Origin of the sequence: Amycolatopsis sp. NPDC049253 (assembly GCF_040678995.1) — a bacterium.
Lineage (GTDB): Bacteria > Actinomycetota > Actinomycetes > Mycobacteriales > Pseudonocardiaceae > Amycolatopsis.
In genome coordinates, this window is sequence record NZ_JBFAQX010000004.1 from 1 (window position 1) to 14,410 (window position 14,410).

The window sequence follows — 14,410 nt, forward strand, 5'->3', positions numbered from 1 at the left end:
GATGCGCCCGCGCGATGGTGGAGTCGACCGACACCGCCCACTCCACCACCCCGGCCGCATCTGCCGTGGCCAACAGCCGCTGCAGCACCGTGTCCCAGGTGCCGTTCCCGGCCATCCGGCGGTGCCAGGTCCAGATCGTCTGCCACGAACCGAACACCGCGGGCACATCGCGCCACGCAATCCCGCACCGATAGCGGTAGATGATTCCCTCGACCATCGACCTGGCATCCGAGAACGGCCGACCCTGCTTGCCAGTACGGACTGGCAACAAGTCCTCGATCAGCGCCCACTGATCGTCTGACAGCAACTGAAACCGCGACACACCGAGCAGCATCTCAGCAAACGATCGGAACCTTTGCCAGACACGCGGCTACGCCGTGTCGCACGTCGAGCCGGCCCCGGGCTGGCCGCGCGTCTCGTACGCAGGTATGAGACGGCGGCCGAGGTTCGTCCGCGCGGTCGATCTTCGCCGGCGCCGGTTGCGGGAGTCTCGACGCATCGGCACACGAAGGAGATCCCGATGCTGAAGACGGACTTCATCCCCCAGGGGCAGCGGCTTCCGGAGGGCAGGATCACCGGGCTGCCCGCGTGGTACTTCCTGCTGGTGGGGCTGCTCGCGGCGAGCGGGGACCTCACCGTGCAGTTCCAGGACCGGTACCCGTGGGTGGCGCTGCTGCCGCTGGTCGTGCTCGCGGTCCACGTGGTGCTGTGGTCCACGATGCTCGCGCGGCGACGGCAGCTGCTGCGGGCCGTGTGGCGCCGCAAGCAGGCGCTGGGCCTGGTGGCGACGCTCTTCGTGGCGCGGCTGCTCGTGCAGGTCGGCCTGACCCGGCTGACCGACAGCGTCGCGCCCCTGCACAGCTACACCCACCTGATCCTCGGCCTGGTGATGCTCGTGGTGGCGACCGTGGGGGCGTGGTTCGACCAGTGGCTGGTGCTGCGCGTGGTGAACAAGGACCGCGCGTGAGCCGTCAGCGGCGGCGCTTCGCGTCCCGGAGCACGCGTTGGGCCGCGAGCCGGCCGGACGTCGCGTTGGTGCCGGCGCCCGGCCAGGTCGCCGCGCCGGTGAGGTAGAGCCCGTCGACCGCCGTGCGGTAGCCGTGGTGGCCCCAGCCGAGCGGGCGGAACAGGAAGTTCTGCGGCAGGTGGTCGCTGTCGCCGCCGACGAGGTTCGGGTTGGCGGCTTCGAGGTCCTGGGGTGTGTGCACCGCGTACTTCGCGATCCGGGCCGACGTGCCGGGGGCGTAGCGCTCGAGCTTCGCGAGCACGCGTTCGGCCATCGGCTCGGCGGCTTCCGGCCAGGTCGTCGCACGGATCGGGCCGGCCGCGTCGCCGCGGATGACCGAGGGCACGGTGCGGACTTGCAGCCACGCGACGTGCTTGCCGGCGGGAGCGCGTGTCGGGTCGACGGCGGTGGTCTGGCCGACGACCAGCAGCGGGTCGGCGGGCAGGAGCCCGGCCTGGGCCTCGGCGTAGGTTTTGGCGAGGTCGTCGACGTAGGGCGCGGCGTGGACGTAACCGAACTCGGCGAGGTCTTCGCCGGCGGCCCAGGGGAGCGGGCCGTCGAGAGCGAGGTGCAGCATCAGCGTGGCGGGGCCGTAGCGGAAGTTCTCCGCCTTGCGCCGCAGGTCTTCGGGGACGTCGGTGAGCAGCTTCCCGTACAACGCTCGTGGTCCCACGTTGGCCACGACCGCCCGCCGCCCGCAGCCGGGTGCCGTCCGCTGTCCGCACTCCGGCGGCGCGGCCGTTCTCGCGCAGTACCCCGTCGACCTCGAGTCCTGTGTGGACTTCGCCGCCGTATTCGACCAGCAGCGCGGCGAGTGCGTCGGGGAGCCGCTGCGCTCCGCCTTCGACGACGGACATGCCGTTGTCCATGTCGGCGAACAGCTCCAGCAGCGGGAACATCGCGCCGCCGCTCACGTCCGGGGCGAAGTCGAGGTGCATGCCCCAGCATGCGGCCATCGCCTGCGCTTCGCGCGTCTCGAACCAGGTTTCGCCGAGCTCGCGGGTGCTCATCAGCAGCGTCCGGGCCAGGTCGAGCGCACCGCTCACCCCTTGCTTGCGGACCAGCCGCGCGACCTCCCGGAGGGCGGCTTTCGACGGCAGCGCGGAGCCGTAGAGCGCGAACAGGTGCGGGGCGAACCGCCGGTACACCCCCGTAAAGGCGGTCGAATCCCTCGGCGTCGGCCGCCGAGTGGGCGGCGAGGCCTTCGAGGGTCTTCGCGTGGTCGTGGTGGACGCCCAGGCTCCGCCCGTCGGGGAAGACGTTGGAGTAGGGCCGGTGCGTGACCCGGAACCTCAGGCCGAGCCGGGTGAGGTCCGCGCCGAAGTCGGCGTGGGCCGCGGAACCGAGGAACAGGTTCTGGTTGGTCGAGTACAGGTCGTGCTCGAACCCCGGCAGCGTCACCTCCCCGCTGGCGATCGCCCCGCCCACACCGGCGTTGCGCTCCACGACGGCCACGGACCAGCCGGCCTTCGCGAGGTAGAGCGCCGCGACGAGCCCGTTGTGCCCGCCCCCGATCACGATCGCGTCGTACGTGCTCACCGGTCTCCCTCGCGCATCGGCGGTCCTCCTCGTGTCCGGGCTCGTGGGCGAATCCGGGTGCTACGGGCCGAAGACCTCCGCGTTGTGCTCCCCGACCGAGGGCGCCGGGCTCGGGCCGAGGCGCGCGCCGTCGACCACGACCGGTGATTTCGGCGCCAGGTGCGGGCCGACGCCGGGCTGGTCGAGCGGTGCGAAGAGGTCGTGGTCCGCCAGCTCGGGATCGCGGCCGACCTCGGCGAACGTGCGGTAACGCTGCCACAGGATGCGGTGGGCGTCGAGGGCCTTGGCGGCGTCGGCGAACGGCGTGGCGGCGAACCAGCGGGCCAGCAGCGCCGAGATGAGGTCGCGGTGTTCGAAGCGGGCGGCTTCACCGGAAAAGTCGATCGCGAGGGAGTCGCCGAGAGCGGCGAACGCGGCGGTCAGGCCCGTGGCGGCCAGCAGCTTCGCCCAGTGGCGTTCGGTCAGGACGACGACCACGACCGCGACGCCGTCGGCCGTGGTGAAGTCGCGGCCGTAGGTGCCGTGGATGTCGTTGCCGGACTTGGTGCGTTCGTGGTCGGTGACCTGGGCTTCGGCGAGGTAACCGAGGTTGCCCGCGGTGGCGAGGGCGACGTCCTCCAGCGCGACGCGCAACGCCGCGCCCTGCCCGGTCCGCAGCCGGCGCCGCTCGGCGGCGAGCAGGCCCGTGGCGAGGTACAGACCGGCGGCGAGGTCCCACGCGGGCAGGACGTGGTTGACCGGCCCGGGCACGTCGGCCGGGCCGGTGACGAGCGGGAACCCGGTGGCGGCCTGGACGGTGTAGTCCACGGCGGCGCCGCCGTCGGAGCGGCCTGCCAGCAGCGCGTGGATCACGTCGGGACGCCGGGCGGACAGCGCGGCATGCGTGAGCTCGGGATGCCGGTCGGTGTTGGTGACGACGACACACGGTCCACCGTGGACGATCAGGTCGGCCACCCGTTGCCGGTCCACTTCGGACGCCAGGTCCGCCGAGATCGCGCGCTTCCCTTTGTTCAGCCCGGTCCAGTACAGGCTCGTGCCCGAGTCGGCGAGCGGCCAGCGCGTGCGGTCGGGCGCGCCGCCCGGAGGTTCGACGCGGACGACGTCGGCGCCGAGCTGGGCCAGGGTCAGGCCGCACAGGGGAGTGGCGACGTAACTGGAGATCTCGACCACCCGCAGCCCGTCGAGCAGTGCCTCAGGCATCGGCACCGCCCCGGCCGGTGAAGTCGGGCTTGCGGCGTTCCCGGTGCGACGCCAGGCCTTCGCGCACTTCCGGCCCGGCGAACCCGTAGAACTCCAGCGCCAGCGACGAGTCGAAGATCGCGCCGGCGATCTGCCGGTACCACGCGTTGAGGCTCTGCTTCGTCCACCGGATCGCGTTCGGCGCGCCGAGCGCCAGCTCCCGGGCGAGGTCACGCGCGGTCGGCAGCAGCTCCGCCTCTTCGTCCACGCACAGCGAAACGAGGCCGATCCGCTCGGCCTCCTCGCCGGTCATCGGCCGGCAGGTCATCAGGTAGTACTTGGCTTTCGCCATCCCGCACAGCAGCGGCCAGCAGATCGCCGCGTGGTCCCCGGCCGCGACACCGAGCCGTGTGTGCCCGTCGACGATCTTCGCGGTCTTCGCGACCACCGACACGTCCGCGAGCACCCCCGCCACCAGCCCCGCGCCGACGGCCGGGCCGTGGATCGCCGAAACGATCGGTTTCGAGCAGTCGATGATGTTGTAGACGAGGTCCCGCGCCTCCCGCATGGTGCGCGAGCGGGCCTCGAAATCGGTGGTCAGCTTCTCGACCAGGTCGAACGACCCGCCGGCGGAGAACCCCTTGCCCTCGCCGCGCAGGAGCACCGCGTTCACCGCGGGGTCGCGGTCGAACTCGCGCCAGATCTCGGCCAGGTCGCCGTGCGCGGCCTCGCTGACGGCGTTGAGGTTCGGCCCGTCCAGCACCAGCTCGACCACGCCGTCCTCGTCCGGCCCGTCGACCCTCAGGTGCTCGAAACGCGCGTACCGGCTCATGCGGCTCCCTCCGCTCGTGGGTGATCAGAGCTCAGTCTGCACCGCCGGCCGAGGAGTTCGGCCATGACGGCGGTGGTCGCGCGCAGCACGGCCTCGCGGTGGCGCTCGAGGCGGGCGGCCGGGTCGTGGCCGATCTCGGGCGGGGTGAGGTTCCACGAGTCGGTGATCGGTGAGGTCGCGCCCTTCGGCGTCGGCATCACGATGGTGGAGCGCGGCACCGTCCGCACAGGCTTCGGGGCGGCGATGACCGTCGCCGAACCGCTCGACGTCTCCAAGACCACGCGCGTCGGCCGGGTTCGCCGGTACCTCGGAGGCGCCGGCACCCTCACCGGCGACGCTCCGGGCGATCCGGCGCGCGTCGCGAGGGCCGCGATCGACTCCGCCGGCGTCACGCCGGCCCGCGCCGCCTCGCTCTCGGCGGCGTCGATCTCACCGGCCGCCGCACGGTCGTCACCGGAGGCGCGTCCGGCATCGGCCTCGGCACCGCCCGCACCCTGGCGGCCGCCGACGCCGACGTGACGTCGCGGTCCGCGACCCCGACGCCGTCGAGGACCTGCCCGCTGTGCGGCGATGCCCGCGTGGTCAACGTCGCGTCCTCGGCCCACCTCATGTCCGCGGTGGACTTCGACGACCCGCACTTCGAGCGCACGCCCTACGAAGCGTGGACCGCCTACGCCCGCTCGAAGACCGCGATGATCCTCTTCGCCTTCGCCTTCGCCTTCGCCTTCGCCTTCGCCCTCGCCGGACGCTGGGCAGCCGACGGCATCACCGTCAACGCGCTGCACCCGGGCGGCATCATGACCAACCGGCGGCGCCACCTCGACGAAGCCCAGCTCGGCTTCGTCGGCGCCATGGACGACCGGGGCCACGTCCTCGCCGTCCCGCCGGGCTGGAAGACCCCCGAACAGGGTGCGGTGACGTCGGTGCTGCTCGCGGGTTCGCCGCTCGTCGCCGGGATCACCGGCCGGTACTTCGAAGTCGCCGCCCTCGCGCCGGTCCAGCCGAACTCCACGCCGGGCGCCGGTGGGGTCGCGCCGTACGCGATCGAACCGGCTCTGGCGGCGCGCTTGTGGGACGAGACGCTGCGCATGCTCGGCTGACCACAATGGACAGTGCGGGACCGGTTAGCGAGCGGCCCCCGGAACTCCGAGCTCCTTGAGGAACAAGTCGTGGAAGCTGAGCCCGAGCACCTGGCGCACGTCGGGCTCGGGCCAGCCGCGGCGGTGGAGCTCGGCGGTGATGCGGGGGAGTCCGGCGGGCCCTTCGAGGCCGGGCACGAACTCGCGGGCCGTGCGGTCGTCCCAGGAGCGTTCGTCGGCGCGGCGGAGGCTGTCGGAGACCTCCTTGATGAAGTCGGGGCCGAGGCCCACATGGGCGACGCCGACGACGTCCGCGGCGTGCTCGATGTGGTCGGCGACGCGGGCGATGGTGTGCTCGTGCTCGTCGACGAACTGGGCCAGGACGTTGATCCCCACGACCCCGCCGGATTCGGCGATCGCGCGCAGGCGCGCGTCGGTGAGGTTGCGGTGGTGGGCGCGCACCGCGAAGGCCGAGGAGTGCGACGCGACCGGCGGCCGGGTCGCGAGCTCCAGCAGGTGGTCGGTGGACGTGGCGCCGAGGTGGGAGACGTCGAGCATGATGCCCAGCTCCTCGCACACCGCCACGGCGTCCACGCCCGCGCTCGTGAGGCGCCCGCCCGTGTCGTCCTCGGCCGAGCCGTCGGCGAGCATCGTGCGCCCGAAGTGCGTGAACGACGCCATCCGCACGCCGAGCCGGTGCAGCGTCTCGAACAGGCCGACGTCGAGGCCGACGGCTTCGCAGCCTTCCATCGCGAGGACGAGCGCGATCCGGCCGTCGGCGAGGGTCTCGCGGATGTCGTCGCCGGTGAGGCACATCCGGACGGCATCGCGGTTGCCGGCTTCGACGCGCCAGGCGGTCTCGATCATCCGCAGCGTCTGGCGCAGCGCCCCTTCGGGACGGAACTCGGGTTCGAGGAACACCGGCAGCACCTGGAGGTCGACGCCGCCGGCGCGCAGCTGCGGCAGCCAGACGCGGCGGAAGTACCCGGCCTGCCGGTCGGCGGGGTAGCGCGAGCAGAGCATGAGCAGGTCGTTGTGCGCGTCTGCGACCACGGCGTCGTGGTGCAGGGCCACTCCTTCGGTCATGAAAAGCACTCCTCGACGGTCCACTGTGGAATCGCCGGCGAGTCTAGGGGGGCGGTGGCTGTGCCGTCACGTGGTGATGCTCTGAGAGCACGACTCAGGACGCCCGGCTCATGATGGCGCTCAGCCGCCGGGCGGCGACCTTGGTCGTCGCGCTGAGCTCGGTCAGCCGGTCCAGCGCCCGGCTCGTCGGCGCGGACACGTTGAGCGAGGCGATGATCCGCCCGGTCGCGTCCCGCACGGGCGCACCGACCGAGAGCAGCCCGCCCTCCAGCTCGTCGATCGCCACGGTGCAGCTCTCCTGCCGCTCGTGGTGCAGCCGTTCGAGCACCTCGGCCACGCTGCGCAGCGCGCGCGGGCCGAACTCGCCCGGCGGCGTGCGGGCGAGCAGCGCGCGGATGTCGTCGTCCTCGTGGTCGAGGATCAGCGCGCGGCCCGACGCGGTCACGTGCAGGGGTGAGGTCCGCCCGACCCAGCCCCCGGCCTGCACGGTGTGCGGCGAACGCTCGCGCAGGATCGTGAACGACTGGTCGCCCTGCAGGATCGACAGCAGCGCGCTTTCGCCCGTCTCGACGACCACCGCGCGCAGCACGGCCGAGCCGCTGCCGAGCAGACGCTGGTCGCCGGCGCGCGCCGCGAGCACGTGCAGCTGCCAGCCGAGCCGGTACCCGCGCGTCTCGGGGTTCTGCTCGACGAGCCCGTGCGCGGCCAGCGCCTTCAGCATCCGCGAGATCTGGCTGCGCTCACGGCCCACGCGGCGGGCGATCTCGGCCCCGGACAGCTCGGGGCGGCGCTCGTCCTCGCCGAGGGTGCGGAGCACGGCGGCCACGCGGCCGACGGTCGAGGTGTCGGAGTTTTCGGCCATGCCCCGACGGTAGTGGTGCTGTGAAAGCTACACAAGTGGTCACCAGGGCACACTGAGACGATTCAGGGTGCTCTCGCGGCAACACCCGTGGCGTCGGACGGACAGCGGATCGCAGACTCCCCGGCCATGTCCATCACCGCCCCTGCCGGGGCCGCACTGTTCGGAGAACAGACCCGCAAGGCGCTCGCCCACCTTCCGGCCCACGGCCGCCGCCTGGCCGACGTGCCGGCCTTCCTCACCGCGTACGCCCAGGTCAAGGCGGCCGCCGCCCGGGCCAACGCGGAGCTCGGCGTGCTCGATCCCGCCCGAGCCGACGCCATCACCCACGCCGCGGACGAGGTCGGCGTGGGGCACCACCGCGGCCAGTTCCCGCTCACGCTCGTGCAGGGCGGCGGCGGAACCTCGACCAACATGAACGTGAACGAGGTCCTCGCGGCGCGTGCCGAGCAGCTGCTGCGCGAGTCGGGCGAGCCGCTTTCGGTGCACCCCAACGACCACGTCAACCGGTCGCAGTCCACGAACGACACCTATCCCACCGCGATGGCGCTCGCGCTGACGGAGCTGGCCGAACCCGTCACCGCGGCGCTGAGCCACCTCGCCGACGCCTTCGACGGGCTCGCGGCCGACCAGGGCGCGCTCGTGCGCCTCGGCCGGACGTGTCTGCAGGACGCCGTGGTGCTCACCGTCGCCCAGACCCACCACGGCCACGCTCACGCGATCCGCCGCACGAGCGCGGCCCTCGACCACGCCGTGGCTGCTCTGGCGGAAGTCCCGCTCGGCGCCACCGCCGTCGGCACCGGCCTCGGCAGCCCCGCCGGCTACGCGGAACTGGCCGTGCGCCACCTCGCCGAGCTGTCCGGGCGCGCCCTGAAACCCGCCGAGGACTACTTCGACGCCCTGGCCCACCTCGACGCCTACGCCGCCGTCGCCGCCGCGCTCGTCCGCGCGTCCGGCGTGCTCGGCAAGATCGCCCGCGACCTGCGCCTGCTGTCTTCCGGCCCGGTCGGCGGCCTCGGCGAGGTGCGGCTGCCGCAGCTGCAGGCGGGCTCGTCGATCATGCCGGGCAAGGTCAACCCCGTGGTGCCGGAGCTGGTGCTGCAGCTCGGTTTCCGCGTCCGCGGGGCCGCCGCGACCGTCGACGCGGCCGCCGACGCCGGCGAGCTCGAGCTGAACGTGATGGAACCGGTGGTCCTCGACGCGCTCGTCCGCGCGTTCGAGGACCTCGCCGCCGCGGCCACGATCTTCCGCGAGAAGTGCGTGGCCCGGCTGCAGTGGGACGAGGAAGCCGTGGCGCGCAACGCCACCGGCGCACTCGACGAGTACGTGACCCTCGCGACCACGGCGGGCTACCGAACCGCCGTCGGCGCGGCCACCTCCGCCTCCGCAGGAGAGTCCTCATGAAACCGATGGCACGCACCGGCCCCGGCGCCACCGAGCCGGCCGCCGTGGCGAGAATGACCGCGAAGACCACCTTCGCGTTGTCGGTCGGCACCTTCGTGGAGTGGTTCGACTTCGCGCTCTACGGGTTCTCGACCGCGATCATCGCCACCCAGTTCTTCCCGGGCGACAACCCCACGGCGGCGTTGCTCGGTACGCTGGCGATCTACGGCGTGTCCTTCTTCGCCCGTCCGATCGGCGGCGTGGTGATGGGCCGTGTCGGCGACCGCCACGGCCGCCGCACCGCGCTGGCCGTCTCACTGGTCCTCATGGGACTGTCCACCGCGCTCATCGGCGTGATCCCGCCGTACGCGACGATCGGCTTCGCCGCACCGCTGCTGCTCACGCTGTGCCGCTTGGTGCAGGGCTTCGCGGCGGCGAGTGAGCTGACGGGCGCCGCGACCTATGCCGCCGAATCCGCGCCGGACGGCAAGCGCGGCCTGTACGTGAACATCGTGTCGTGCTTCGGCAGCGTCGGCACGGCCGTCGCGACCTTGGTGGTGCTGCTGTTCCGCCTGGACGAGGACTTCTACGCCTCCGGTGGCTGGCGCTGGCCGTTCGTCGCGGGCGGGCTGCTCGCGTGCGGCGGCATCTACCTGCGGCTGCGGCTGGCCGAAACCGGCGTGCACCTGCGGGCGCGGAAGAAGCCGGCTGTCTCCTTCGGAGGGACTCTGCGCCGTCACGGCCGCACCATCGGCGTGCTGATCGTCTTCTACGCGCTCGTCGGGGTCGGCTTCCACACACTGCTCGGCTACATGCCCACGTACATGACGAAGGTCGCCGGGATCTCCTCGACCACGGCGCTGTGGATCAGCCTCTTCGCGTTCGTCACGTTCGCCGTGTCGTGCGTCGGGTTCGGCGCCCTGACCGACCGGGTGGGCCGCAAGCCGGTGATGATCACCGCGGCCGTCGCGATCCCCGTGCTCACCGTGCCGGCGTACCTGCTGATCGCGGGCGGGAACCTGCCGCTGGTCTGCGTGGCCCAGGCGCTGCTCGTGATCCCGGTCGCCGGCGTGCAGGCCGCGGGGAACGTGACCAACGCCGAGGTCTTCCCGCCCGAGGTCCGCTACTCGGCCGGCTCGATCGCCTACACCTTCTCCTACGCCGTGTTCGCCGGCACCGCGCCGCTGCTCGACGCCGTGCTGCTCGACGCCGGCGGCAAGCTCCTGCCCGCCCTCTACGGCGTGCTGATCGCGGTGATCGCGCTCCCGTTCCTCGTCAAGGGCATCCCCGAAAGCCGCGGCTTCGCCATCGAAACCGGCGCCCGGCCCCTCGCCGGCCAGCGAAAGGAATCCTGACCCGTGGCACCCACCTACCGGCTGGCCTTCGACATCGGCGGCACGTTCACCGACTTCGCGCTGCTGGACACCGAAACGGGCGCGCTCGAGATCTTCAAGTGCCTCACCACGCCCGACGACCCGTCCCGCGCGTTCCTGCACGGTTCCCGGACACTGCTGGAGCGCGCGGGCGTCGGCGCCGAGGCACTGACCAACGTGATCCACGGGACCACCCTGGTGACCAACGCGCTGATCGAACGCAAGGGCGCCAAGGTCGCGCTGCTGACCACCGAGGGCTTCCGCGACACGCTGGCGCTGCGCACCGAGCAGCGCTACGACATCTACGACCTGGCCCTGCGCTTCCCCGAGCCGCTCGTGCCGCGGTACCTGCGCCGCGAGATCGGCGAACGGACCGAGCACACCGGTGAGATCGTCGCCGAGGTCGAAGAAGCCGACGTCGCCGCGGCCCTCGCGCGGATCCGCGAGGAGGACGCGAAGGACCGTCGCGGCGATCCGGGCGCGCCGGAACTCTCCAGCGTCGCCATCTCGTTCCTGCATTCCTACCGCAACTCCGAGAACGAGCGCGCGGCGGCGGACCTGGTGCGCAAGCTCTGGCCCGAGGCCGACGTCTCCGTCTCCAGCGAGGTCGCGCCCGAGATCCGTGAGTACGAACGCACCAGCACGACCGTGGCCAACGCCTACGTGCGCCCCCTGACCCGCGAGTACCTGCGCACGCTGGCGACCGCGTTCGCCGACACCGGCTACCGCGGCCGGCTGTACCTGATGCTGTCCTCGGGCGGGATCGCGACGGTGGAGACCGTGTCGGAGCTGCCCGTGCGGCTCATCGAGTCCGGACCCGCGGGCGGCGCGATCGGCGCCGCGCACTACGGCGGCCTGTGCGGCGAACGCGACCTGATCGCGTTCGACATGGGCGGCACCACGGCGAAGATCTGCCTCATCGAGGACGGCAGGCCCGCGATCTCGCACCAGCTGGAAGTCGCGCGGGTGCACCGGTTCAAGAAGGGCTCCGGCCTGCCGATCCAGTTCCCGTCGGTGGAGATGCTGGAGATCGGCGCCGGTGGCGGCAGCATCGCGTGGATCGACGAGCTCGGCCTGCTCAAGGTCGGTCCCCAGTCCGCGGGCGCCGCGCCCGGCGCCGCGTGTTACGGGCTCGGCGGCACCCTGCCGACGGTCACCGACGCCGCCCTCGTGCTCGGGTACCTCGACCCCGCGAGCTTCCTCGGCGGCGAGATGGCGCTGGACCGCGTGGCCGCCGAACGCGCGATCGACGACCACGTCGCCGGGCCGCTCGGCGTCTCCCGTACGGAGGCTGCGTGGGGCATCCACCAGCTCGTGGTGGAGAACATGGCCGCCGCGGCGAAGCTGCACATCGTCGAACGCGGCGGCGACCCGCGGTCCTACGCGCTGCTCGCGTCCGGGGGAGCGGGCCCGATCCACGCCGCGTCGGTGGCCCGGCTGCTGGGCAACGAGCGGATCGTCTACCCGCTCGCCGCCGGGGTGCTCTCGGCGATCGGGTTCCTCGTCGCACCGGTGTCGTTCGAGTTCTCGCGCTCGCAGCCGCAGCTGCTGGACACCACCGACTGGGCCGCCGTCGGCCGGCTCGTCACCGAGCTGGAGGAGCAGGGCCGCGACGTGGTCGCCGAGGCCGGGGTGCCCCGCGCGGACGTGACGCTCGAGCGCCAGGTGTCGGCGCGGTTCGCCGGGCAGATCAACGAGATCTCCGTGCCGTTGCCCGGCGGCGAGCTCGACGCGTCGTGCCGCGACGAGGTCCGCACCCGGTTCCTCGAGGCCTACACCGATCTCTACGGTCACGCGCACGACGACATCCCGGTGGAGGTGATGACGTGGCGCGTGGTCGCGAGCGGCCGGCTCGCCGAGGTCGCGGTGGAGCGGCGCAGCGCCGGTGCGGCGGGGGATCCGGTGCCGCTGCGCACGCGGCCGGCGTACTGGATCGAACGGGAGTCCTCCGTGGACACCCCGGTGTACGACCGTTACACGCTGGAGCCGGGGATGTCCGTCCCGGGACCGGCGCTGGTCGAGGAACGCGAGTCCACGGTGCTCGTCGCACCCGGGAGCACGGCCGTCGTCGACGAGTACCGCAACCTGGTGGTCACCCGAACGGAGGCACAGCTGTGAACCGATCCGTCTTCGACGACCCGATCACCCTGGAAGTGGTGTGGGGCCGGCTGGTGACGCTCGCCGACGAGATGCAGACCGTGTTGCGCCGCACCGCGTTCAGCACCGTCGTGTCCACCGGCAACGACCTCGGCTGCGAGATCATGGACGCCCGCGCCTGGTCCGTCGCCCACGCGGTGACCAGCAACCCGACGTTCAACCTCACCCTGCCGCACCTCACCGCGGCGTTGCTGGAGACGTTCCCCGCCGAAACGCTGAGCGAGGGCGACGTGCTGTTCACCAACGACCCGTGGATCGGCGCCGGGCACCTGCCGGACGTGGCCGTGGTGACGCCGTTCTTCAAGCACGGGCGTGTGGTCGGGTTCGCGGGGTCGATCGCGCACGTGAGCGACATCGGCGGCCTGCTCAACCAGTCCGAGGCCCGCAGCGTGTACGAGGAGGGCGTGTACTTCCCGCCGCTGAAGCTGTACGACGCGGGCGTGCGCAACGAAGCCGTGTTCTCGACGCTGCGGGGGAGTGTGCGCACGCCGGAGCTGGTGATCGGTGACCTCAACGCGATCGTGACCGCGAACTCCGTGGCCGCCGCGCACACCGTCGACCTGCTCGACGAGTACGGTCTCGACGATCTGCAGCAGCTGTCCGACGCCGTGCAGTCCCGCGCGGAGAAGGCGATGCGCGCGACCATCGAGTCCATTCCGGACGGCACCTACCCTTTCGAGCTGACGTTCGACGAGCTGGACGGAGAGCTGACGCTGGGCGTGGAGCTGGTCGTGTCCGGGAGCGACCTGCTGGTCGACTACGTGCGCGTGCCGCCGCAGCACCCGCACGGCGGGATCAACTCGACGCTGACGTTCACCACCGCGCGCACCACGTATGCACTGAACTGCCTGCTGACCCCGCAGATCCCGAGCAACCAGGGCCTGTTCCGGCCGGTGCGGGTGCAGGCGCCGGAGGGCTCCGTGCTCAACCCCGTGCACCCGGCGTCGGTGAACGACCGGACGAAGGTCGGCTGGCACGTCATCCCGCTCGTGCAGGGCGCGCTCGCCGGGGTGCTGCCCGAGCGGATCCCCGCGGCGGGCGGGTTCAAGAGCAGCCTGCGGCTCATCGGCACCGGTGCGCACGACGTCCCCGTCAGCTCGCTCGCCTTCGCCGGTGGCGGGCTCGGGGCGGGCCACGGCGGCGACGGGGTCGACGCGATCTGCTACCCGACGAGCTCGTCGAACATCCCGGTCGAGATCTACGAAACCACCACCGGGGCGCGGATCGAGCGGAAGGAGCTCGCGCCGGGAACGGCCGGCGCGGGCCGGTTCCGCGGCGGGCACGGGCAGCTGGTGACGCTGCGGCCGCCGCGGGCCGCGAACGGGCTCACCCTGGCGGCCGGGTGTCACCAGCAGAGCCATCCGCCGTTCGGCCTCGCCGGCGGCCTCGCGGCGCGGCCGACCGAGGCGCGGGTGGACGGCATCGCCGTGCCGGTGGCCGAGACGTCGGCCCGGTTGGGGGCGCTGCCGTTCGACGCCGGTGCCCCGACGGTCATCCTCCGCACGGCGGGCGGCGGCGGGCACGGGTCCCCTGTGGACCGTCCGGTCGAGGCGGTGCTGCGCGACGTCCGTGACGAGCTGCTCTCGGTGGCGGAGGCACTCGACGTGTACGGCGTGACGGTCGACCTCGAGGCCCTGACCGCGACGCGCGGAGCCTGATCCGCGGCGGGGATTCGCTCCCGGTACCCGGGCGAATCCCCGCTGCGGAGGCCTGGATTCCGACGAGGTCCGATGAGGACGGTCGTTCCCGGGCGGGTGGAAGGGCGTCGCCGACCTCGTGGACCGGCGACGCCCGGTCGGCGCGGCCAGGGTGGGGCCGCGTGCCGCGCCTGAAAATCGTGTACCCCGTCGCGCGCGGGTGAAACCTTGGCGCGGCGGGCGAAGCGCTGCCGTCCTCGCCGGTCGTGCTTACACTCGA

General features: G+C 72.4%; 13 protein-coding genes and 2 pseudogenes. 7 read left to right on the forward strand and 8 right to left on the reverse strand.

From position 1 onward, the window contains the following. On the reverse strand, window positions 1-334 hold a 334-nt coding region (locus AB0K15_RS10505; RefSeq protein ID WP_364048022.1), incomplete at its 3' end, for a transposase. A gap of 186 nt (window positions 335-520) precedes the next feature. Between AB0K15_RS10505 and AB0K15_RS10510 the strand changes: the two genes are divergently transcribed. Then, on the forward strand, window positions 521-967 hold the full coding sequence (locus AB0K15_RS10510) for a hypothetical protein (protein WP_364048024.1): 447 nt from the start codon (window positions 521-523) through the stop codon (window positions 965-967). Between the two features lie 4 nt (window positions 968-971). On the opposite strand, the gene AB0K15_RS10515 is transcribed toward AB0K15_RS10510, so the two are convergent. From AB0K15_RS10515 to AB0K15_RS10535, 5 genes and pseudogenes are all read right to left on the reverse strand, one after another. Next, complete coding sequence (locus tag AB0K15_RS10515; RefSeq protein ID WP_364049011.1) at window positions 972-1,688, reverse strand: NAD(P)/FAD-dependent oxidoreductase; 717 nt, start codon at window positions 1,686-1,688, stop codon at window positions 972-974. 22 nt (window positions 1,689-1,710) lie between these two features. Beyond that, window positions 1,711-2,016 (reverse strand): annotated as a pseudogene (locus tag AB0K15_RS10520) (FAD-dependent oxidoreductase); the annotation flags it as partial. A 241-nt stretch (window positions 2,017-2,257) separates the two neighbouring features. Continuing rightward, a pseudogene (locus AB0K15_RS10525) lies at window positions 2,258-2,545 on the reverse strand (FAD-dependent oxidoreductase); the annotation flags it as partial. Between the two features lie 60 nt (window positions 2,546-2,605). After that, complete coding sequence (locus tag AB0K15_RS10530; protein ID WP_364048026.1) at window positions 2,606-3,745, reverse strand: CoA transferase; 1,140 nt, start codon at window positions 3,743-3,745, stop codon at window positions 2,606-2,608. Then, window positions 3,738-4,556: an enoyl-CoA hydratase/isomerase family protein gene (locus AB0K15_RS10535; RefSeq protein WP_364048028.1), complete on the reverse strand. Its 819-nt coding sequence runs from the start codon at window positions 4,554-4,556 to the stop codon at window positions 3,738-3,740. Before AB0K15_RS10535 ends, AB0K15_RS10530 begins: the two co-directional genes overlap by 8 nt. 63 nt (window positions 4,557-4,619) lie before the next feature. On the opposite strand from AB0K15_RS10535, the gene AB0K15_RS10540 reads away from it, so the two are divergent. Both AB0K15_RS10540 and AB0K15_RS10545 read left to right on the forward strand, forming a co-directional pair. Continuing rightward, on the forward strand, window positions 4,620-5,075 hold the full coding sequence (locus AB0K15_RS10540; RefSeq protein WP_364048030.1) for a hypothetical protein: 456 nt from the start codon (window positions 4,620-4,622) through the stop codon (window positions 5,073-5,075). Next, window positions 5,072-5,656, forward strand: coding sequence for a hypothetical protein (locus AB0K15_RS10545; RefSeq protein ID WP_364048032.1), 585 nt, complete (start codon window positions 5,072-5,074; stop codon window positions 5,654-5,656). The genes AB0K15_RS10540 and AB0K15_RS10545 overlap by 4 nt, the downstream gene beginning before the upstream one ends. 24 nt (window positions 5,657-5,680) lie before the next feature. Here AB0K15_RS10545 and AB0K15_RS10550 read toward each other — a convergent pair whose 3' ends face one another. Together AB0K15_RS10550 and AB0K15_RS10555 are read right to left on the reverse strand one after the other, a co-directional pair. Next, window positions 5,681-6,721 carry a membrane dipeptidase gene (locus tag AB0K15_RS10550; protein ID WP_364048034.1) on the reverse strand — a complete coding sequence of 347 codons (1,041 nt, stop codon included), beginning with the start codon at window positions 6,719-6,721 and terminating at the stop codon, window positions 5,681-5,683. A gap of 94 nt (window positions 6,722-6,815) precedes the next feature. Further along, window positions 6,816-7,583 (reverse strand): IclR family transcriptional regulator, encoded by a 768-nt coding sequence (locus AB0K15_RS10555; RefSeq protein ID WP_364048036.1) that lies wholly within the window; start codon window positions 7,581-7,583, stop codon window positions 6,816-6,818. A gap of 126 nt (window positions 7,584-7,709) precedes the next feature. Between AB0K15_RS10555 and AB0K15_RS10560 the strand changes: the two genes are divergently transcribed. The 4 genes from AB0K15_RS10560 to AB0K15_RS10575 are packed head-to-tail and all read left to right on the forward strand — an operon-like array spanning window position 7,710 to window position 14,151. Beyond that, window positions 7,710-8,984, forward strand: a complete 1,275-nt coding sequence (locus tag AB0K15_RS10560; RefSeq protein WP_364048038.1) for a lyase family protein — start codon at window positions 7,710-7,712, stop codon at window positions 8,982-8,984. Beyond that, entirely contained in the window at window positions 8,981-10,318 is a 1,338-nt protein-coding gene (locus AB0K15_RS10565) for an MFS transporter (RefSeq protein WP_364048040.1), read from the forward strand. Before AB0K15_RS10560 ends, AB0K15_RS10565 begins: the two co-directional genes overlap by 4 nt. Window positions 10,319-10,321: 3 nt before the next feature. Next, the gene (locus AB0K15_RS10570) at window positions 10,322-12,454 is read left to right on the forward strand and encodes a hydantoinase/oxoprolinase family protein (protein ID WP_364048042.1); all 2,133 of its coding nucleotides are present in this window, start codon (window positions 10,322-10,324) and stop codon (window positions 12,452-12,454) included. After that, complete coding sequence (locus tag AB0K15_RS10575; RefSeq protein ID WP_364048044.1) at window positions 12,451-14,151, forward strand: hydantoinase B/oxoprolinase family protein; 1,701 nt, start codon at window positions 12,451-12,453, stop codon at window positions 14,149-14,151. Before AB0K15_RS10570 ends, AB0K15_RS10575 begins: the two co-directional genes overlap by 4 nt. Window positions 14,152-14,410 lie beyond the last annotated feature (259 nt).